General features: G+C 55.4%; 16 protein-coding genes and 4 tRNA genes. All 20 read left to right on the forward strand.

The annotated features are described in order from the left end of the window. Positions 1-164 precede the first annotated feature (164 nt). The 20 genes from birA to rpsJ all read left to right on the forward strand — a co-directional run bounded on the left by birA (position 165) and on the right by rpsJ (position 19,897). Positions 165-1,124: a bifunctional biotin--[acetyl-CoA-carboxylase] ligase/biotin operon repressor BirA gene (birA, locus tag AC1Q6D_RS22630; RefSeq protein ID WP_103403380.1), complete on the forward strand. Its 960-nt coding sequence runs from the start codon at positions 165-167 to the stop codon at positions 1,122-1,124. Further along, positions 1,114-1,863: a pantothenate kinase gene (locus AC1Q6D_RS22635; RefSeq protein WP_090466801.1), complete on the forward strand. Its 750-nt coding sequence runs from the start codon at positions 1,114-1,116 to the stop codon at positions 1,861-1,863. The genes birA and AC1Q6D_RS22635 overlap by 11 nt, the downstream gene beginning before the upstream one ends. A 7-nt stretch (positions 1,864-1,870) precedes the next feature. Further along, on the forward strand, positions 1,871-2,311 hold the full coding sequence (locus AC1Q6D_RS22640) for a hypothetical protein (RefSeq protein WP_103403381.1): 441 nt from the start codon (positions 1,871-1,873) through the stop codon (positions 2,309-2,311). Positions 2,312-2,454: 143 nt separating this feature from the next. Next, positions 2,455-2,539 (forward strand) — tRNA-Tyr (locus AC1Q6D_RS22645). A gap of 24 nt (positions 2,540-2,563) precedes the next feature. Next, a tRNA-Gly gene (locus AC1Q6D_RS22650) sits at positions 2,564-2,637 on the forward strand. A 26-nt stretch (positions 2,638-2,663) separates the two neighbouring features. Continuing rightward, positions 2,664-2,739 (forward strand) — tRNA-Thr (locus tag AC1Q6D_RS22655). Between the two features lie 173 nt (positions 2,740-2,912). Continuing rightward, positions 2,913-2,988, forward strand: a tRNA-Trp gene (locus AC1Q6D_RS22660). Positions 2,989-3,033: 45 nt separating this feature from the next. Continuing rightward, a complete protein-coding gene (secE, locus tag AC1Q6D_RS22665; RefSeq protein ID WP_047534052.1) occupies positions 3,034-3,402 on the forward strand; it encodes a preprotein translocase subunit SecE in 369 nt (122 codons plus the stop codon). A 9-nt stretch (positions 3,403-3,411) separates the two neighbouring features. Beyond that, on the forward strand, positions 3,412-3,945 hold the full coding sequence (gene nusG / locus AC1Q6D_RS22670; protein WP_007933727.1) for a transcription termination/antitermination protein NusG: 534 nt from the start codon (positions 3,412-3,414) through the stop codon (positions 3,943-3,945). 117 nt (positions 3,946-4,062) lie between these two features. Then, positions 4,063-4,494, forward strand: a complete 432-nt coding sequence (gene rplK / locus AC1Q6D_RS22675; protein WP_007933726.1) for a 50S ribosomal protein L11 — start codon at positions 4,063-4,065, stop codon at positions 4,492-4,494. Next, a complete protein-coding gene (gene rplA, locus AC1Q6D_RS22680; protein ID WP_003186095.1) occupies positions 4,494-5,189 on the forward strand; it encodes a 50S ribosomal protein L1 in 696 nt (231 codons plus the stop codon). The genes rplK and rplA overlap by 1 nt, the downstream gene beginning before the upstream one ends. A 198-nt stretch (positions 5,190-5,387) precedes the next feature. Then, positions 5,388-5,888: a 50S ribosomal protein L10 gene (rplJ, locus tag AC1Q6D_RS22685; RefSeq protein ID WP_007933724.1), complete on the forward strand. Its 501-nt coding sequence runs from the start codon at positions 5,388-5,390 to the stop codon at positions 5,886-5,888. A gap of 80 nt (positions 5,889-5,968) precedes the next feature. Continuing rightward, complete coding sequence (gene rplL / locus AC1Q6D_RS22690; protein WP_007933723.1) at positions 5,969-6,334, forward strand: 50S ribosomal protein L7/L12; 366 nt, start codon at positions 5,969-5,971, stop codon at positions 6,332-6,334. A 220-nt stretch (positions 6,335-6,554) separates the two neighbouring features. Next, entirely contained in the window at positions 6,555-10,628 is a 4,074-nt protein-coding gene (gene rpoB, locus AC1Q6D_RS22695) for a DNA-directed RNA polymerase subunit beta (protein ID WP_047534046.1), read from the forward strand. Positions 10,629-10,692: 64 nt separating this feature from the next. Continuing rightward, entirely contained in the window at positions 10,693-14,892 is a 4,200-nt protein-coding gene (gene rpoC, locus AC1Q6D_RS22700) for a DNA-directed RNA polymerase subunit beta' (protein ID WP_047534044.1), read from the forward strand. Positions 14,893-15,108: 216 nt separating this feature from the next. Further along, positions 15,109-15,480: a 30S ribosomal protein S12 gene (rpsL, locus tag AC1Q6D_RS22705; RefSeq protein WP_002555494.1), complete on the forward strand. Its 372-nt coding sequence runs from the start codon at positions 15,109-15,111 to the stop codon at positions 15,478-15,480. Between the two features lie 117 nt (positions 15,481-15,597). Beyond that, a complete protein-coding gene (rpsG, locus tag AC1Q6D_RS22710) occupies positions 15,598-16,068 on the forward strand; it encodes a 30S ribosomal protein S7 (protein ID WP_002555493.1) in 471 nt (156 codons plus the stop codon). A 30-nt stretch (positions 16,069-16,098) separates the two neighbouring features. Next, positions 16,099-18,204 carry an elongation factor G gene (fusA, locus tag AC1Q6D_RS22715; RefSeq protein WP_046815908.1) on the forward strand — a complete coding sequence of 702 codons (2,106 nt, stop codon included), beginning with the start codon at positions 16,099-16,101 and terminating at the stop codon, positions 18,202-18,204. Between the two features lie 30 nt (positions 18,205-18,234). Then, entirely contained in the window at positions 18,235-19,428 is a 1,194-nt protein-coding gene (gene tuf, locus AC1Q6D_RS22720; protein ID WP_103403382.1) for an elongation factor Tu, read from the forward strand. A 157-nt stretch (positions 19,429-19,585) separates the two neighbouring features. Continuing rightward, a complete protein-coding gene (rpsJ, locus tag AC1Q6D_RS22725; protein WP_003186070.1) occupies positions 19,586-19,897 on the forward strand; it encodes a 30S ribosomal protein S10 in 312 nt (103 codons plus the stop codon). Positions 19,898-19,913: the final 16 nt, after the last annotated feature.

A 19,913-nucleotide genomic window follows, 5' to 3' on the forward strand; every position in this document is an offset into this window, starting at 1 on the left:
CCATGTGAGAGTAGGTCATCGTCAAGATTAAATTCCAAAACCCCTATCTGCGCATGCAGGTAGGGGTTTTGTTTTTGTCCGCAGGAAAATCTGACTCTCCGGGTTTCTATGCAACTGCTCGGGGCGTGGCTATCATGCGGGCCTCATTGTGAGGCGAGACTTGCATGCTGACGTTGTTAAAGCTTCTTAAAGATGGCCGATTCCATTCGGGTGAAGCGCTAGGTGCTGCCTTGGGCATCAGTCGCAGCGCTGTCTGGAAGCAGATCCAGCACCTGGAGGCTGAGCTGGGTTTGTCCATTCACAAGGTCCGAGGGCGAGGTTATCAGCTGGCCGCGCCATTGACGCTGCTTGATCCGCAGGAAATTGCCCGGCTTGCGTCTTCCTGTAATTGGCCGGTTTTGGCTTTTGACTCGATTGACTCCACCAATGCCGAGGCGCTACGCGCCATAGCTCAAGGCCAGGCGTCTCCCTTTATCGTACTCGCGGAGCGTCAGACGGCGGGTCGTGGAAGGCGCGGAAGGCGGTGGGCGAGTCCATTTGCAGAGAACATCTATTACAGCCTGGTGCTACGTATTGAAGGTGGGATGCGTCAGCTGGAAGGTTTGAGCCTTGTTGTGGGGCTCGCTGTCATGCATACGCTGCGAGAGCTTGGCATTTCGGCGGCTGGATTGAAGTGGCCCAATGATGTTCTTGTGGGTCAGAAGAAGATTGCCGGAATTCTGCTTGAGTTGGTGGGGGATCCCGCTGATGTCTGCCATGTGGTGCTGGGTGTTGGGATCAATGTAAACATGCAGATAACTGAGGAGGTCGATCAGCAGTGGACCTCCATGCGGCTTCAGTCCGGCAAGGTGTTCGATCGCAATCTTCTTGTCGCCGAGCTTGGATTGATGCTTCAGAAGTATCTGTCGCGTCACCAGGCGGGCGGATTTTCAGCTATTCAGGCTGAGTGGGAGCAAAATCATCTGTGGCAGGGGCGAGCGGTGTCGTTGATAGCTGGTGTAACCCATATAGACGGTGAAGTGCTGGGGATCGATAGCCAAGGCGCCTTGCGCTTGAAGGTGGATGGCGTGGAAAAAGTTTTCAGTGGTGGCGAGCTGAGTCTGAGGTTGCGCGATGATTCTTGAGCTCGATTGCGGAAATAGTTTCATCAAGTGGCGCGTGCTTGAGGCGAATGCGCGGTCAGTGGTGGGTGAGGGCGTTGTCGATTCGGATCTGGCGCTGCTTGACGACTTGAAAACACTGAAAGGCCTTGCTCTGAAGTTTTGTCGGCTGGTGAGTGTCAGGACCGCGGATGAAACCAGTGAGTTGACCGCTTTGTTGAAGGCATCCTTCAATGTCTCGGCGGTCTGCGCGGTTCCCGCGCGAGAAATGTCCGGGGTGCGCAATGGTTATGAGGATTTCGAGCGGCTCGGGCTGGATCGCTGGCTTGCAATGCTGGGCGGTTTTCATCTGGCTGCCGGCGCGTGCCTTGTCCTTGATTTCGGAACTGCAGTGACAGCTGACTTCGTTGCCAGGGATGGAGGGCACTTGGGTGGATTCATCTGTCCAGGTATGCCATTGATGCGTAATCAGCTTCGCACACATACCCGCAAAATTCGTTACGGTGATCGCGCGGCCGAGCGCGCGTTGGAGAGTCTCATTCCGGGTCGTACGACGGTCGAAGCTGTAGAGCGGGGGTGCCTGTTGATGCTTCAAGGGTTTGTGCTTACTCAGCTGGAGCTGGCGCGTAGTTACTGGGGTAAAGAATTCGTAGTGTTCCTGACGGGGGGGGATGCGGCTTTGGTTTCAGGCATCGTGCCGGAGGCGAGGGTGGTTCCGGATCTGGTATTCGTTGGCTTGGCTATGGCGTGTCCTTTGTCCTGAGGTCCTTATGCGTTGGTTGTTTCTGCTTCTGCTGGTTCTCAACGTCTTCTATTACATCTGGCATCAGCAAGAGGCTCCTCTGCGTGCGAAAGATGTGACGCCTTTAAGTTTGTATCGGGGGGGGCAGCAGGATATTCGCCTGCTGAGTGAAACGCCTGATTCGACCAAGGAAAAAGGAAAGGCTGCTCAAGTAGATGTTGGCTGCCTCTATATAGGCGGGTTTACGCGGCAGGATGTCGCTCAGGGGCTTGAGCGCCGATTGAGCGGCATGGAGGTGAAATATCAGTCGTTGCCGAAGGGGAGCGCCGAATCAGCCGGTTACTGGGTGCGTGTGGCCCCTGAGAGCAGGCGTTGGCTCGACGATTTGCAGTTGCTAAACCTTTCTAGAGAATTCAATGAGTTAAAACATAAAATAATGCCTTGCGAGGGGGTTGCGCCCATCGAATAGTTTGCATAGAATGGCGCCCGCTCCACAGCGAAGACCTGAAACGGTCAGCGATGTGAAGCAAGGTCAACGCAGCTAACCTCAGGTTTTTAATGAGAAAAATGCTTGACGGAAGGCTGGCATGATGTAGAATGCCGGCTCGCTTAGGAGGGGTTCCCGAGCGGCCAAAGGGATCAGACTGTAAATCTGACGTCTACGACTTCGAAGGTTCGAATCCTTCCCCCTCCACCATTTTTAGCGAGAGCTGCAAGCCTCGCGGGTATAGTTTAGTGGTAGAACCTCAGCCTTCCAAGCTGATGATGCGGGTTCGATTCCCGCTACCCGCTCCAAGTTTGCAGGTTTTGCACGGTGTTACGCTCTTGTAGCTCAGTTGGTAGAGCACACCCTTGGTAAGGGTGAGGTCAGCGGTTCAAATCCGCTCAAGAGCTCCATATAACAAGGCAGATATGAAAATATCTGCCTTTGTTTTAATGGTTAGAGGTTGTTTGTCATTGTTTGCAAGGGTGGTTTTGACCTCCTGGTGCGGGCGAGCGACCTGGGTCATTGAGTAAGTTGTTGTAAAGTCTTTTTCAGGCCGGCATAATGGTCGGCCTGATTTTGTTTTAGGTCAGTAGCTCAATTGGCAGAGCGACGGTCTCCAAAACCGTAGGTTGGGGGTTCGATTCCCTCCTGACCTGCCAGATTCACCAGGTGTGTCTGGCTTTCTTTTCACAGGATCTTCATAGATGACTCCTAAAGCTGAAGCTCAAGGTTCTCGCTTCGATCTGCTCAAGTGGCTAGTGGTAGTCGCTTTGGTGGTTATTGGCGTTGTTGGCAATCAGTATTTCTCTGCTTCGCCGATCCTGTACCGTGTGCTCGCTTTGCTTGTGATTGCTGCTGTAGCTGCCTTTGTAGGCTTGCAGACGGTCAAGGGCAAGTCTTTCTTTGTTCTTGTCAAGGAAGCGCGCACCGAGATTCGTAAAGTCGTTTGGCCAACTCGCCAAGAAACTACGCAGACCACGTTGATTGTTGTGGCTGTTGTTCTGGTTATGGCGTTGCTGTTGTGGGGGCTTGATTCCCTGCTCGGCTGGCTTGTTTCCTTGATTGTCGGCTAAGGGTGTCCCGTGGCTAAGCGTTGGTATGTTGTGCATGCTTACTCCGGTTACGAGAAGCATGTCATGCGCTCGTTGATTGAGCGTGTAAAGCTGGCTGGCATGGAAGATGGCTTCGGCGAGATTCTGGTTCCCACTGAAGAAGTGGTTGAAATGCGTAATGGCCAGAAGCGTAAAAGCGAGCGTAAATTCTTCCCTGGTTACGTGCTGGTCCAGATGGACATGAATGAGGGTACTTGGCACTTGGTCAAGGATACTCCTCGAGTTATGGGTTTCATTGGCGGTACCGCTGATAAGCCGGCTCCAATCACCGATAAGGAAGCAGAAGCAATTCTGCGCCGCGTCGCTGATGGTAGCGACAAGCCGAAGCCGAAGACGCTGTTCGAGCCTGGTGAGTCGGTGCGCGTCAATGATGGTCCTTTTGCCGATTTTACCGGCACTGTTGAAGAAGTTAACTACGAAAAGAGTCGCATCCAGGTGGCTGTACTCATTTTCGGTCGCTCTACTCCGGTAGAGTTGGAGTTCAGTCAGGTCGAAAAGGTCTAACTGAGCAAGCATCCCAACCCCGCAGCCTTAGGCTGTGGGGTTTTGTCGTCACTGGGATAAACGCGCAAGTAACCGGGGAGCCTTTCGAGGCGTTTGAACCCGTAATTGGAGTGCCTCATGGCCAAGAAGATTACCGCTTACATCAAGCTGCAAGTGAAGGCCGCTCAGGCTAACCCAAGCCCACCTGTTGGTCCTGCTCTGGGTCAGCACGGCGTGAACATCATGGAATTCTGCAAGGCTTTCAACGCCCGTACTCAGGGTCTTGAGCCAGGTCTGCCGACTCCAGTGATCATCACTGTCTACAGCGACCGTAGCTTCACGTTCGAAACCAAATCCACCCCTGCTTCGGTTCTGCTGAAGAAGGCGGCCGGTCTGACCAGCGGTTCCGCTCGTCCGAACACCGTTAAGGTTGGCACCGTTACCCGTGCTCAGCTGGAAGAAATCGCGAAAACCAAAAACGCGGATCTGACTGCAGCTGATATGGAAGCAGCCGTGCGTACTATCGCCGGTTCTGCTCGTAGCATGGGCCTTAACGTGGAGGGTGTGTAATGGCTAAGCTGACCAAGCGTCAAAAGGCTATCGCCGGCAAAATCGAAGCAGGCAAGGCCTACAACTTTGTAGACGCCGCTGCACTGCTGGCCGAGCTGTCGACTGTCAAGTTCAGCGAGTCGTTCGACGTTGCTGTAAACCTGGGCGTTGACCCACGTAAATCCGACCAGGTCGTTCGTAGCGCTACTGTGCTGCCACACGGCACTGGCAAGACCGTTCGCGTTGCCGTGTTCACCCAGGGTCCAGCTGCTGAAGCCGCTCTGGCTGCCGGCGCTGACCGCGTAGGTATGGATGATCTGGCTGCCGAAATGAAAGGCGGCGACCTGAACTACGACGTAGTGATCGCATCCCCGGACGCCATGCGCGTAGTGGGTCAGCTGGGTCAGATCCTCGGTCCACGTGGTCTGATGCCTAACCCTAAAGTCGGCACCGTAACTCCAGACGTAGCTACCGCGGTTAAAAACGCCAAGGCTGGTCAGGTTCGTTATCGCACCGACAAAAACGGCATCATCCACACTTCCGTTGGCAAGATTGGCTTCGACGCCGTCAAGCTGAAGGAAAACGTTGAAGCCCTGATCGCTGATCTGAAGCGTATCAAGCCGGCTTCCTCGAAAGGTATTTACGTCAAGCGCGTTACCCTGAGCACCACTATGGGGCCAGGTCTGGTCATCGACCAGAGCTCGCTGGACGCGTAAGACGCGGATTGACGCAAGCGATTGCGTCAATTGAAAAATTGGGGTCCCTGCCTGGCGGGGGCTGTCCAAGACCGTAGGCGGCGCAAGTCTTAAACCTCAAGCCTACGCAGATGGTGCTCCCGGTTCCTTACCGAATCAGACACCAAAACGACATCTGGTTTCGACTGGATGAAACGGTAACAAGCAGGAGTTAAACCCGTGGCAATTAAACTCGAAGACAAGAAGGCCATCGTCGCTGAAGTCAACGAGGCTGCCAAAGTCGCTCTGTCCGCTGTCGTGGCTGATGCCCGTGGCGTAACAGTAGGCGCGATGACCGGACTCCGTAAAGAGGCTCGTGAAGCTGGCGTTTACGTACGTGTTGTACGTAACACCCTGCTCAAGCGCGCTGTTGCTGACACTGAATACAGTGTTCTCAACGACGTGTTCACCGGCCCTACCTTGATTGCATTCTCGAAAGAGCATCCGGGCGCTGCCGCCCGTATCTTCAAAGAGTTCGCAAAAGGTCAGGATAAGTTCGAGATCAAGGCAGCTGCGTTCGAGGGCAAGTTCCTCGCAGCTAACCAAATCGACGTGCTGGCAACTCTGCCGACCCGTGACGAAGCAATTTCTCAGCTGATGAGCGTGATTCAAGGCGCAACCAGCAAATTGGCTCGTACTCTGGCGGCACTTCGCGACCAGAAAGAAGCTGCTGCAGCCTAAGGCTGAGCGACTCCTTTCAGCGTTTATTGTTTATTTCGATGGCCGCGTAGGCTGTCACCCCAATACAGGAATTAATAGTCATGTCTCTGACTAACGAGCAAATCATCGAAGCAATCGGCGAAAAATCCGTAATGGAAATCGTTGAGCTGATCAAGGCAATGGAAGAGAAGTTCGGCGTTTCCGCTGCTGCTGCTTCCGCTGGCCCAGCTGTTGCTGCTGCCGTTGTTGAAGAACAAACTGAATTCAACGTCATGCTGACCGAAGCTGGCGAGAAGAAAGTTAACGTGATCAAGGCTGTACGTGAACTGACCGGTCTGGGCCTGAAAGAAGCCAAGGCTGTAGTTGACGGCGCTCCTGCCATGGTTCTGGAAGCTGTTGCCAAAGACGCAGCTGACAAAGCCAAAGCAGCTCTGGAAGAAGCAGGCGCTAAAGTCGAGCTGAAGTAAGCATCGACTTTGCGTTTCCAGCCCGAGCGTTAAGCGACAGGCTGATGGCTGGTGGCTCTTGCCACCGGCCTTTTTCCGTTATTGGCAGCCGGCTCGGTCGGCGCTGATAGCGAGCTGTAACCACCCGATGTGGTGGCGCAAACCATGGGGTTTGCACGATTTTCTGGCTGCTCCCGTCGGGAGGGGCCAAACAAGCAGGTGACCAAGCTGGGGAACGCTGATGGCTTACTCATATACTGAGAAAAAACGTATCCGCAAGGACTTTAGCAAGTTGCCGGACGTCATGGATGTGCCGTACCTCCTGGCCATCCAGCTGGATTCGTATCGTGAATTCTTGCAAGCGGGAGCGACTAAAGATCAGTTCCGCGACGTGGGCCTGCATGCGGCCTTCAAATCCGTTTTCCCGATCATCAGCTACTCCGGCAATGCTGCGCTGGAGTACGTCGGTTATCGCCTGGGCGAACCGGCATTTGATGTCAAAGAATGCGTATTGCGCGGTGTAACTTACGCCGTACCTTTGCGGGTAAAAGTGCGCCTGATCATTTTCGACAAAGAGTCGTCGAACAAAGCGATCAAGGACATCAAAGAGCAAGAAGTCTACATGGGTGAAATCCCCCTGATGACTGAGAACGGTACCTTCGTAATCAACGGTACTGAGCGTGTAATCGTTTCCCAGCTGCACCGTTCCCCGGGCGTGTTCTTCGACCACGACCGTGGCAAGACGCACAGCTCCGGTAAACTGCTGTACTCCGCGCGCATCATTCCTTACCGCGGTTCGTGGCTGGACTTCGAGTTCGACCCGAAAGACTGCGTATTCGTGCGTATCGACCGTCGTCGCAAGCTGCCTGCATCGGTACTGCTGCGCGCGCTCGGCTATACCACCGAAGAAGTGCTGGACGCGTTCTACACCACCAACGTATTCCACGTGAAAGGCGAGAGCCTGAGCCTGGAGCTGGTGCCTCAGCGCCTGCGTGGTGAAATTGCGGTCCTGGATATCCTGGATGACAAAGGCAAGGTTATTGTCGAGCAAGGTCGTCGTATCACCGCTCGTCACATCAACCAGCTGGAAAAAGCAGCGATCAAAGAGCTGGAAGTGCCTCTGGACTATGTCCTGGGTCGCACCACCGCCAAGGTCATCGTGCATCCGGCAACTGGCGAAATCCTGGCAGAGTGCAACACCGAGCTGAACACCGAGATCCTGGCGAAAATCGCCAAGGCCGGTGTTGTTCGCATCGAAACTCTGTACACCAACGATATCGACTGCGGTCCGTTCGTCTCCGACACGCTGAAGATCGACTCCACCAGCAACCAACTGGAAGCGCTGGTCGAGATCTATCGCATGATGCGCCCTGGCGAGCCGCCAACCAAGGACGCTGCCGAAACCCTGTTCAACAACCTGTTCTTCAGCCCTGAGCGCTATGACCTGTCTGCGGTCGGCCGGATGAAGTTCAACCGTCGTATCGGTCGTACCGAAATCGAAGGTTCGGGCGTGTTGTGCAAGGAAGACATCGTTGCGGTTCTGAAGACTCTGGTCGACATCCGTAACGGTAAAGGCATCGTCGATGACATCGACCACCTGGGTAACCGTCGTGTTCGCTGCGTAGGCGAAATGGCCGAGAACCAGTTCCGCGTTGGCCTGGTGCGTGTTGAGCGTGCGGTCAAAGAGCGTCTGTCGATGGCTGAAAGCGAAGGCCTGATGCCGCAAGACCTGATCAACGCCAAGCCGGTAGCGGCAGCGGTGAAAGAGTTCTTCGGTTCGAGCCAGCTGTCCCAGTTCATGGACCAGAACAACCCGCTGTCTGAGATCACCCACAAGCGCCGTGTTTCTGCACTCGGCCCTGGCGGTCTGACTCGTGAGCGTGCCGGCTTTGAAGTGCGTGACGTACACCCGACGCACTACGGTCGTGTTTGCCCGATCGAAACGCCGGAAGGTCCGAACATTGGTCTGATCAACTCCCTGGCTGCCTATGCGCGCACCAACCAGTACGGCTTCCTCGAGAGCCCGTACCGCGTGGTGAAAGACGCTCTGGTCACCGACGAGATCGTGTTCCTGTCCGCCATCGAAGAAGCTGATCACGTGATCGCTCAGGCTTCGGCCACGATGAACGACAAGAAAGTCCTGATCGACGAGCTGGTAGCTGTTCGTCACCTGAACGAGTTCACCGTCAAGGCGCCTGAAGACGTCACCTTGATGGACGTATCGCCGAAGCAGGTAGTTTCGGTTGCAGCGTCGCTGATCCCGTTCCTCGAGCACGACGACGCCAACCGTGCGTTGATGGGTTCGAACATGCAGCGTCAAGCTGTACCAACCCTGCGTGCCGACAAGCCGCTGGTCGGTACCGGTATGGAGCGTAACGTAGCCCGTGACTCCGGCGTTTGCGTCGTGGCTCGTCGTGGTGGCGTGATCGATTCCGTCGATGCCAGCCGTATCGTGGTTCGTGTTGCCGATGACGAAGTTGAAACCGGTGAAGCCGGTGTCGACATCTACAACCTGACCAAATACACCCGCTCCAACCAGAACACCTGCATCAACCAGCGTCCGCTGGTGCGTAAAGGTGATCGGGTTCAGCGTAGCGACATCATGGCCGATGGTCCGTCCACCGATATGGGTGAATTGGCACTGGGTCAGAACATGCGCATCGCGTTCATGGCATGGAACGGCTTCAACTTCGAAGACTCCATCTGCCTGTCCGAGCGTGTTGTTCAGGAAGACCGTTTCACCACGATCCACATCCAGGAACTGACCTGTGTGGCCCGTGACACCAAGCTTGGCCCAGAGGAAATCACTGCGGACATCCCGAACGTGGGTGAAGCTGCACTGAACAAGCTGGACGAAGCCGGTATCGTTTACGTAGGTGCTGAAGTAGGCGCAGGCGACATCCTGGTTGGTAAGGTCACTCCGAAAGGCGAGACTCAGCTGACTCCGGAAGAGAAGCTCTTGCGTGCGATCTTCGGTGAAAAAGCCAGCGACGTTAAAGACACCTCCCTGCGTGTACCTACCGGTACCAAGGGTACGGTCATCGACGTACAGGTCTTCACCCGCGACGGCGTTGAGCGTGATGCTCGTGCCCTGTCGATCGAGAAGTCCCAGCTGGACGAGATCCGCAAGGACCTCAACGAAGAGTTCCGTATCGTCGAAGGCGCTACTTTCGAACGTCTGCGTTCCGCTCTGGTCGGCCACAAAGCCGAAGGCGGCGCCGGTCTGAAGAAAGGCCAGGACATCACCGACGAAGTACTCGACGGTCTTGAGCACGGCCAGTGGTTCAAACTGCGCATGGCTGAAGATGCTCTGAACGAGCAGCTCGAGAAGGCTCAGGCCTACATCGTTGATCGTCGTCGTCTGCTAGATGACAAGTTCGAAGACAAGAAGCGCAAACTGCAGCAAGGCGATGACCTGGCTCCAGGCGTGCTGAAGATCGTCAAGGTTTACCTGGCAATCCGTCGTCGCATCCAACCGGGCGACAAGATGGCCGGTCGTCACGGTAACAAGGGTGTGGTCTCCGTGATCATGCCGGTTGAAGACATGCCACACGATGCCAATGGCACCCCGGTCGACGTCGTCCTCAACCCGTTGGGCGTACCTTCGCGTATGAACGTTGGTCAGATCCTTGAAACCCACCTGGGCCTCGCGGCCAAAGGTCTGGGCGAGAAGATCAACCGCATGATTGAAGAGCAGCGTAAAGTTGCCGAGCTGCGTAAATTCCTGCACGAGATCTACAACGAGATCGGCGGTCGTCAGGAAAGCCTCGATGACTTCTCGGACCAGGAAATTCTGGATCTGGCTCAAAACCTGCGCGGCGGCGTACCGATGGCCACTCCGGTGTTCGACGGTGCCAAGGAAAGCGAAATCAAGGCCATGCTGAAACTGGCAGACCTGCCAGAAAGCGGCCAGATGCAGCTGACCGATGGCCGTACCGGCAACAAGTTCGAGCGCCCGGTTACCGTTGGCTACATGTACATGCTGAAGCTGAACCACTTGGTAGACGACAAGATGCACGCTCGTTCTACCGGTTCGTACAGCCTGGTTACCCAGCAACCGCTGGGTGGTAAGGCGCAGTTCGGTGGTCAGCGTTTCGGGGAGATGGAGGTCTGGGCACTGGAAGCATACGGTGCTGCATACACTCTGCAAGAAATGCTCACAGTGAAGTCGGACGATGTGAACGGCCGGACCAAGATGTACAAAAACATCGTGGACGGCGATCACCGTATGGAGCCGGGCATGCCCGAGTCCTTCAACGTGTTGATCAAGGAAATTCGTTCCCTCGGCATCGATATCGATCTGGAAACCGAATAACACGTGACGCGAATCGAGAGCGGGGCTGGATTGCCCGCTCTCTGCTCCGCCAGGAGGAAAGGCCTTGAAAGACCTACTGAATTTGCTGAAAAACCAGGGTCAAGTCGAAGAGTTCGACGCCATCCGTATCGGATTGGCATCACCTGAGATGATCCGTTCGTGGTCGTTCGGTGAAGTTAAAAAACCGGAAACCATCAACTACCGTACGTTCAAACCTGAGCGTGACGGCCTGTTCTGCGCCAAGATCTTTGGCCCGGTAAAGGATTACGAGTGCCTGTGCGGTAAGTACAAGCGCTTGAAGCACCGCGGTGTGATCTGCGAGAAGTGCGGCGTTGAAGTCGCGCTGGCAAAAGTTCGTCGTGAGCGCATGGCGCACATCGAACTGGCTTCGCCGGTCGCCCACATCTGGTTCCTGAAGTCGCTGCCGTCCCGTATCGGCTTGCTGATGGACATGACCCTGCGTGATATCGAGCGCGTTCTCTACTTCGAGAGCTACGTCGTTATCGATCCAGGCATGACCACCCTTGAAAAAGGTCAACTGCTCAACGACGAGCAGTACTTCGAAGCGCTGGAAGAGTTCGGCGACGATTTCGATGCCCGCATGGGTGCCGAAGCTGTCCGTGAACTGCTGCACGCTATCGACCTGGAGCACGAGATTGGTCGCCTGCGTGAAGAGATTCCGCAAACCAACTCCGAAACCAAGATCAAGAAGCTGTCCAAGCGTCTGAAGTTGATGGAAGCCTTCCAGGGTTCCGGCAACCTGCCAGAGTGGATGGTGCTGACCGTTCTGCCGGTTCTGCCGCCAGATCTGCGTCCACTGGTCCCGCTGGATGGCGGTCGTTTCGCGACTTCCGACCTCAACGATCTGTATCGTCGGGTGATCAACCGTAACAACCGTTTGAAGCGCCTGCTGGATCTGTCCGCTCCGGACATCATCGTGCGCAACGAAAAGCGTATGTTGCAGGAAGCCGTCGACGCATTGCTCGACAACGGTCGTCGTGGCCGCGCCATTACTGGTTCCAACAAGCGTCCTCTGAAATCCCTGGCTGACATGATCAAGGGTAAGCAGGGTCGTTTCCGTCAGAACTTGCTCGGTAAGCGTGTTGACTACTCGGGTCGTTCGGTAATTACCGTAGGTCCGACCCTGCGTCTGCACCAGTGCGGTCTGCCGAAGAAGATGGCTCTCGAGCTGTTCAAGCCGTTCATTTTCGGCAAGCTGGAAATGCGTGGTCTCGCGACCACCATCAAAGCTGCCAAGAAGATGGTCGAGCGCGAGCTGCCAGAGGTTTGGGACGTTCTCGCTGAAGTGATTCGCGAACACCCAGTGCTTCTCAACCGTGCACCGACCCTTCACCGTCTGGGTATCCAGGCGTTTGAACCGGTACTGATCGAAGGTAAGGCTATCCAGCTGCACCCTCTGGTCTGCGCCGCGTACAACGCCGACTTCGACGGCGACCAGATGGCCGTGCACGTACCGCTGACACTGGAAGCCCAGTTGGAAGCGCGTGCGTTGATGATGTCGACCAACAACATTCTGTCGCCAGCCAACGGTGAGCCAATCATCGTTCCATCGCAGGACGTTGTATTGGGTCTGTACTACATGACTCGTGAAGCGATCAACGCCAAGGGCGAAGGTCGTGTGTTCGCGGATCTGCAGGAAGTTGACCGTGTGTTCCGTGCCGGCGAAGCCGCTCTGCACGCCAAGGTCAAAGTGCGGATCAACGAAACCGTCAACGACCGTGATGGCGGCAGCGTGACCAACACCCGTATCGTCGACACCACTGTCGGCCGTGCGCTGTTGTTCCAGGTTGTGCCAAAAGGTCTGTCGTACGATGTCGTCAACCTGCCGATGAAGAAAAAGGCGATCTCCAAGCTGATCAACCAGTGCTACCGCGTGGTTGGTCTGAAAGAGACCGTGATCTTCGCTGACCAGTTGATGTACACCGGTTTTGCCTATTCGACCATTTCCGGCGTTTCCATCGGTGTTAACGACTTCGTTATCCCGGATGAAAAAGCCCGCATCATCGGTGCAGCCACCGACGAAGTGAAAGAGATCGAAAGTCAGTACGCCTCCGGTCTGGTAACCCAGGGCGAGAAGTACAACAAAGTGATCGACCTCTGGTCCAAGGCGAACGACGAAGTTTCCAAGGCGATGATGGCCAACCTCTCGAAAGAGAAAGTCATCGACCGTCATGGTGTCGAAGTCGACCAGGAATCCTTCAACTCGATGTACATGATGGCCGACTCGGGCGCACGGGGTTCTGCTGCGCAGATCCGTCAGCTCGCCGGTATGCGTGGCCTGATGGCCAAGCCGGATGGCTCCATCATCGAAACGCCGATTACTGCGAACTTCCGTGAAGGTTTGAGCGTACTCCAGTACTTCATCTCCACTCACGGTGCTCGTAAGGGTCTTGCGGATACCGCGTTGAAAACAGCTAACTCCGGTTACCTGACTCGTCGTCTGGTAGACGTAGCACAAGATCTGGTTGTAACCGAGATCGATTGCGGCACCGAACACGGCCTGGTAATGACTCCGCACATTGAAGGCGGTGACGTTGTAGAGCCGTTGGGTGAGCGCGTATTGGGTCGTGTTATCGCCCGTGACGTATTCAAGCCGGGTACCGAGGACGTGATCGTTCCTGCCGGCACTCTGGTAGACGAGAAGTGGGTCGAGTTCATCGAGCTGAACAGCATCGACGAAGTGATCGTGCGTTCGCCGATCAGCTGCGAAACCCGCTATGGCATTTGCGCCAAGTGCTACGGCCGTGACCTGGCTCGTGGTCACCAGGTGAACATCGGTGAAGCGGTCGGCGTTATCGCTGCCCAGTCCATCGGTGAGCCGGGTACCCAGCTGACGATGCGTACGTTCCACATCGGTGGTGCGGCAAGCCGGACCTCCGCAGCCGACAGCGTTCAGGTGAAGAATGGCGGTACCGTCCGTCTGCACAACCTGAAACACGTTGAGCGAGTGGATGGCCACCTGGTTGCCGTGTCCCGTTCTGGCGAGCTGGCTATCGCTGATGACTTCGGTCGTGAGCGCGAGCGTTACAAGCTGCCGTACGGTGCCGTGATTTCGGTTAAAGAAGGTGACAAGGTCGACGCTGGCGCAATCGTGGCCAAGTGGGATCCGCACACTCACCCAATCGTCACCGAGATGAAAGGTACCGTGACCTACGTGGGCATGGAAGAAGGCATCACGATCAAGCGTCAGACTGACGAATTGACCGGTATGACCAACATTGAAGTGCTCGACGCCAAAGACCGTCCAGCTGCCGGCAAGGACATCCGTCCCGCCGTGAAGATGGTCGACGACAACGGCAAGGATCTGTTGCTGCCAGGTACTGACGTTATTGCTCAGTACTTCCTGCCAGCCAACGCCCTGGTCGGTGTGGCGGATGGTGCGAAGATTGCGATCGGTGATGTTATCGCTCGTATTCCGCAAGAAACTTCGAAAACCCGTGACATCACCGGTGGTCTGCCGCGTGTTGCCGACTTGTTCGAAGCTCGTCGTCCGAAAGAAGCGTCGATTCTGGCTGAAGTCAGCGGCACCATCGCGTTCGGTAAAGAGACCAAAGGCAAGCGCCGTCTGGTTATCACCCCGAACGACGGTAGCGATCCGTATGAAGAGCTGATTCCGAAGTGGCGTCACCTGAACGTCTTCGAAGGCGAACAAGTGAACCGCGGCGAAGTTATCTCCGACGGCCCGAGCGATCCACACGACATCCTGCGTCTGTTGGGTGTAAGTGCGCTCGCCAAGTACATCGTTAACGAGATCCAGGACGTTTACCGTCTGCAAGGCGTGAAGATCAACGACAAGCACATCGAGACCATCCTGCGTCAGATGCTGCGTAAAGTTGAGATCGCTGAATCCGGCGATTCGAGTTTCATCAAGGGCGACCAGATGGAACTGACTCACGTACTGGTAGAGAACGAGCGCCTGAGCGCGGAAGACAAGTTTGTCTCCAAGTTCACTCGCGTTCTGCTGGGTATCACCAAGGCGTCGTTGTCCACCGAGTCGTTCATCTCGGCGGCTTCCTTCCAGGAAACCACTCGCGTACTGACCGAAGCGGCGGTAACCGGCAAGCGCGATTACCTGCGCGGCCTGAAAGAAAACGTGGTCGTGGGTCGTCTGATCCCGGCTGGTACCGGTCTGGCTTATCACAGCGAGCGCAAGCGTCGCCGTGATGCAGACAAACCGTTGCGCGTGAGCGCCAGTGAAGTGGAAGCTGCACTGACCGAAGCGCTGAACTCGAGCGGTAACTGAGTTCTGCGGTAAATGAGAGTAAGGCCCTGGTCACTCCGTTCATCGAATCAAGACAATTTGTCGAGGTTGGATGAGTGGGGAGGTCGGGGCCTTGCCTTGACTGGGGGCAAGATCCTCTTTAGACTCTTGTACCCCTAAATTTGGCGGGAACTCGTTCCTGCCATTTTGCTTTTCTTGCAAGACAATAGCGTCGCAAGACAACAGTGGAGCTAGTAGATGGCAACTATCAACCAGCTGGTACGTCAGCCGCGTAAGCGTATCGTCGAGAAATCCGACGTGCCTGCGCTGCAGAACTGCCCGCAACGTCGTGGCGTGTGCACCCGTGTGTACACCACTACGCCGAAAAAACCTAACTCGGCACTGCGTAAAGTATGCCGTGTGCGTCTGACCAACGGTTTCGAGGTTTCCTCGTACATCGGCGGTGAAGGCCACAACCTGCAAGAGCACAGCGTGGTACTGATCCGCGGCGGTCGTGTAAAAGACTTGCCAGGTGTTCGTTACCACACCGTACGCGGTTCTTTGGATACTTCCGGCGTTAAAGGTCGTAACCAGGGTCGTTCGAAGTACGGTACCAAGAAGCCTAAGTAGTAGCGGCTTTTTGTAAACTGAATCATCTATTTTTCTGAGTCGATAAGAGTAAGGTCGGAGGCGTCCCGCAAGGGCACCGATTCCGAGCGAACCTGAAGACCGTTTGAGGGCTTATCCATGCCAAGAAGACGCGTAGCAGCCAAGCGCGAAGTGCTTGACGATCCAAAATACGGAAGCCAGATCCTGGCCAAGTTCATGAACCACGTGATGGAAAGCGGCAAGAAAGCCGTTGCCGAGCGTATCGTTTATGGCGCGCTGGAAAAGGTTAAAGAACGCAAGAACAGCGACCCCCTGGAAATCTTCGAGAAAGCTCTCGACGCCATCGCTCCGCTGGTCGAAGTAAAGTCGCGCCGTGTAGGCGGTGCTACTTACCAGGTTCCGGTTGAAGTTCGTCCGTCCCGTCGTAACGCTCTGGCAATGCGCTGGTTGGTAGACTTCGCCCGTAAGCGCGGCGAGAAGTCTATGGCTCTGCGTTTGGCTGGCGAACTGTTGGACGCCGCCGAAGGTAAAGGTGCTGCAGTTAAGAAGCGTGAAGACGTGCACCGTATGGCTGAGGCTAACAAAGCTTTCTCGCACTACCGCTTCTAATTTTAGCGTCACTAATTTTGCGAGGGCTTTATGGCTCGTACTACACCGATTAATCGCTACCGTAACATTGGTATCGTTGCTCACGTGGATGCTGGTAAAACCACCACCACCGAGCGCGTCCTTTTTTACACTGGCAAAAGTCACAAGATGGGCGAGGTGCATGACGGCGCCGCGACCACAGACTGGATGGTTCAGGAGCAGGAGCGTGGTATTACCATTACTTCTGCTGCTATTACCGCCTTCTGGCAGGGTTCTGCTAAGCAGCACAAAGACCAATACCGCTTCAACGTCATTGACACCCCGGGTCACGTAGACTTCACCATTGAAGTTGAACGTTCCCTGCGTGTACTCGACGGCGCGGTCGTTGTGTTCTGCGGTACTTCCGGCGTTGAGCCTCAGTCCGAAACCGTATGGCGTCAAGCCAACAAGTACGGTGTTCCACGTATCGTTTACGTGAACAAGATGGACCGTGCTGGTGCGAACTTCCTGCGCGTGATCGCTCAGATCAAGCAGCGTCTGGGTCACACTCCGGTGCCGATCCAGTTGGCTATCGGTTCCGAAGACAACTTCCAGGGTCAGATCGATCTGATGACCATGGAAGCGGTTTACTGGAACGATGCTGACAAGGGCATGACTCCACGTCGCGAAGCTATCCCTGCTGAACTGCAGGAACTGGCTGAAGAGTGGCGCAGCAACATGGTTGAGGCTGCGGCCGAAGCCAGCGAAGAGCTGATGAACAAGTACCTCGAAGGCGAAGAGCTCTCCATCGAGGAAATCAAGGCCGCTCTGCGTCAGCGTACTATCGCTGGCGAAATCGTCCTGGCTGTTTGCGGTTCTTCCTTCAAGAACAAGGGTGTTCCCCTGGTTCTCGACGCCGTTATCGACTACCTGCCGGCTCCAACCGACATTCCTGCCATCAAGGGTACTGACCCGGATGACGAGGAAAAGCAAATGGAGCGTCATGCAGACGACAATGAGCCGTTCTCGGCTCTGGCGTTCAAGATCGCTACCGACCCATTCGTGGGTACCTTGACCTTCGTCCGCGTTTACTCGGGCGTGTTGGCCTCCGGCGACGGCGTGATCAACTCGGTTAAAGGCAAGAAAGAGCGCGTGGGTCGTATGGTGCAAATGCACGCAAACGCCCGCGAAGAGATCAAGGAAGTACGCGCTGGCGACATCGCGGCCCTGATCGGCATGAAGGACGTCACCACCGGTGAAACCCTCTGCAACGCTGACAAGCCAATCATCCTGGTTCGTATGGACTTCCCGGAGCCGGTTATTTCGGTTGCCGTTGAGCCTAAGACCAAGGATGACCAGGAAAAAATGGGTATCGCTCTGGGCAAACTTGCTCAGGAAGACCCGTCTTTCCGCGTCAAAACTGATGAAGAGACTGGTCAGACGATCATCTCTGGCATGGGCGAGCTGCACCTGGACATCCTGGTTGACCGGATGCGCCGTGAGTTCAACGTCGAAGCCAACATCGGTAAGCCTCAGGTTTCCTATCGTGAGCGCATCACGAAGAGCTGTGAAATCGAAGGCAAGTTCGTTCGTCAGTCCGGCGGTCGTGGCCAGTTCGGTCATTGCTGGATCCGTTTTGCACCTGCTGACGAAGGTCAGGAAGGTCTGCAATTCCTGAACGAAGTAGTGGGTGGTGTGGTTCCTAAGGAATACATCCCGGCTATCCAGAAGGGTATCGAAGAGCAGATGAAGAACGGTGTTGTTGCCGGCTATCCGCTGATCGGCCTGAAGGCTACCGTGTTTGATGGTTCTTACCACGACGTCGACTCGAACGAGATGGCGTTTAAGGTGGCTGCTTCCATGGCGACCAAGCAACTGGCCCAGAAGGGTGGTGGTGAGTTGCTCGAGCCGATCATGGCGGTAGAGGTTGTTACGCCTGAAGACTATATGGGTGACGTGATGGGCGACCTTAACCGTCGTCGCGGCATGATTCTGGGTATGGAAGATACGGTTTCCGGTAAGGTTATCCGTGCTGAAGTTCCGTTGGGCGAGATGTTCGGTTATGCGACCGACGTTCGTTCGATGTCCCAGGGTCGCGCAAGCTACTCTATGGAATTCAAAAAATACAATACGGCTCCGTCGCACATCGTCGAAACCGTTACCAAAAAACAAGGCTGATTCAGTCCTTTAGGCAAGGAGTTAATTGTCGTGGCTAAAGAAAAATTTGATCGTTCCCTACCGCACGTCAACGTTGGCACTATCGGTCACGTTGACCACGGTAAAACCACTCTGACCGCTGCTCTGACTCGCGTCTGCTCCGAAGTTTTCGGTTCGGCTCGTGTTGACTTCGACAAGATCGACAGCGCACCAGAAGAGAAAGCTCGCGGTATCACCATCAACACCGCGCACGTTGAGTACAACTCGAGCATTCGTCACTACGCTCACGTTGACTGCCCAGGTCACGCTGACTACGTGAAGAACATGATCACCGGTGCTGCCCAGATGGACGGCGCTATCCTGGTTTGCTCGGCCGCTGATGGTCCGATGCCGCAAACCCGTGAGCACATCCTGCTGTCCCGTCAGGTAGGCGTTCCGTACATCGTGGTTTTCCTGAACAAGGCAGACCTGGTAGACGACGCAGAGCTGCTGGAACTGGTTGAGATGGAAGTGCGCGATCTGCTGAGCACTTACGACTTCCCAGGTGACGACACTCCAATCATCATCGGTTCCGCGCGTATGGCGCTGGAAGGTAACGATGAAAACGAGATGGGCACCACTGCCGTTAAGCGCCTGGTAGAGACTCTGGACAGCTACATCCCAGAGCCAGAGCGTGCTATCGACAAGCCATTCCTGATGCCAATCGAAGACGTATTCTCGATCTCGGGTCGTGGTACTGTTGTGACTGGTCGTATCGAGCGCGGTATCGTTCGCGTTCAAGATGCACTGGAAATCGTTGGTCTGCGTGACACCACCACCACCACCTGCACCGGTGTTGAAATGTTCCGCAAACTGCTCGACGAAGGTCGTGCTGGCGAGAACTGCGGCGTTCTGCTGCGTGGTACCAAGCGTGACGACGTTGAGCGTGGCCAGGTTCTGGTTAAGCCAGGTTCGGTTAAGCCGCACACCAAGTTCACCGCAGAAGTTTACGTTCTGAGCAAGGAAGAAGGCGGTCGTCACACTCCGTTCTTCAAAGGCTACCGTCCACAGTTCTACTTCCGTACTACTGACGTGACCGGTAACTGCGAACTGCCAGAAGGCGTTGAAATGGTAATGCCAGGCGATAACATTCAAATGACTGTTACCCTGATCAAAACCATCGCAATGGAAGACGGTCTGCGCTTCGCTATCCGTGAAGGCGGCCGTACCGTTGGTGCTGGTGTTGTAGCTAAAATCATCGAGTAAGCTCTTTTTGAGTTAGCTTTGATGCTTTGAAAAGGCCCCCGCTCAGCGGGGGCTTTTTTTATTGGGTTGACACCTATCGGGGGCGTCTATAGAATTGCGCCTCCTTTTAACGGGCGTATTGCGCCCGGTGGGAATAGCAGCCGGAGTCTGAAATCCAATGCAAAATCAGCAAATCCGTATCAGGTTGAAGGCTTTCGACCATCGCCTGATCGACCAATCCACCCAGGAAATCGTGGAAACCGCGAAACGTACTGGTGCTCAAGTGCGTGGTCCAATTCCACTGCCTACCCGTAAAGAGCGGTTCACTGTTCTGGTCTCCCCGCACGTCAACAAAGACGCGCGTGACCAGTACGAGATCCGTACTCATAAGCGCGTTCTGGACATCGTCCAGCCAACGGATAAAACCGTTGATGCACTTATGAAGCTTGATCTTGCGGCCGGTGTGGAAGTGCAGATCAGCCTCGGCTAAGACTCGGTCTTAGTCG

Source organism: Pseudomonas sp. MT92 (assembly GCF_058792515.1).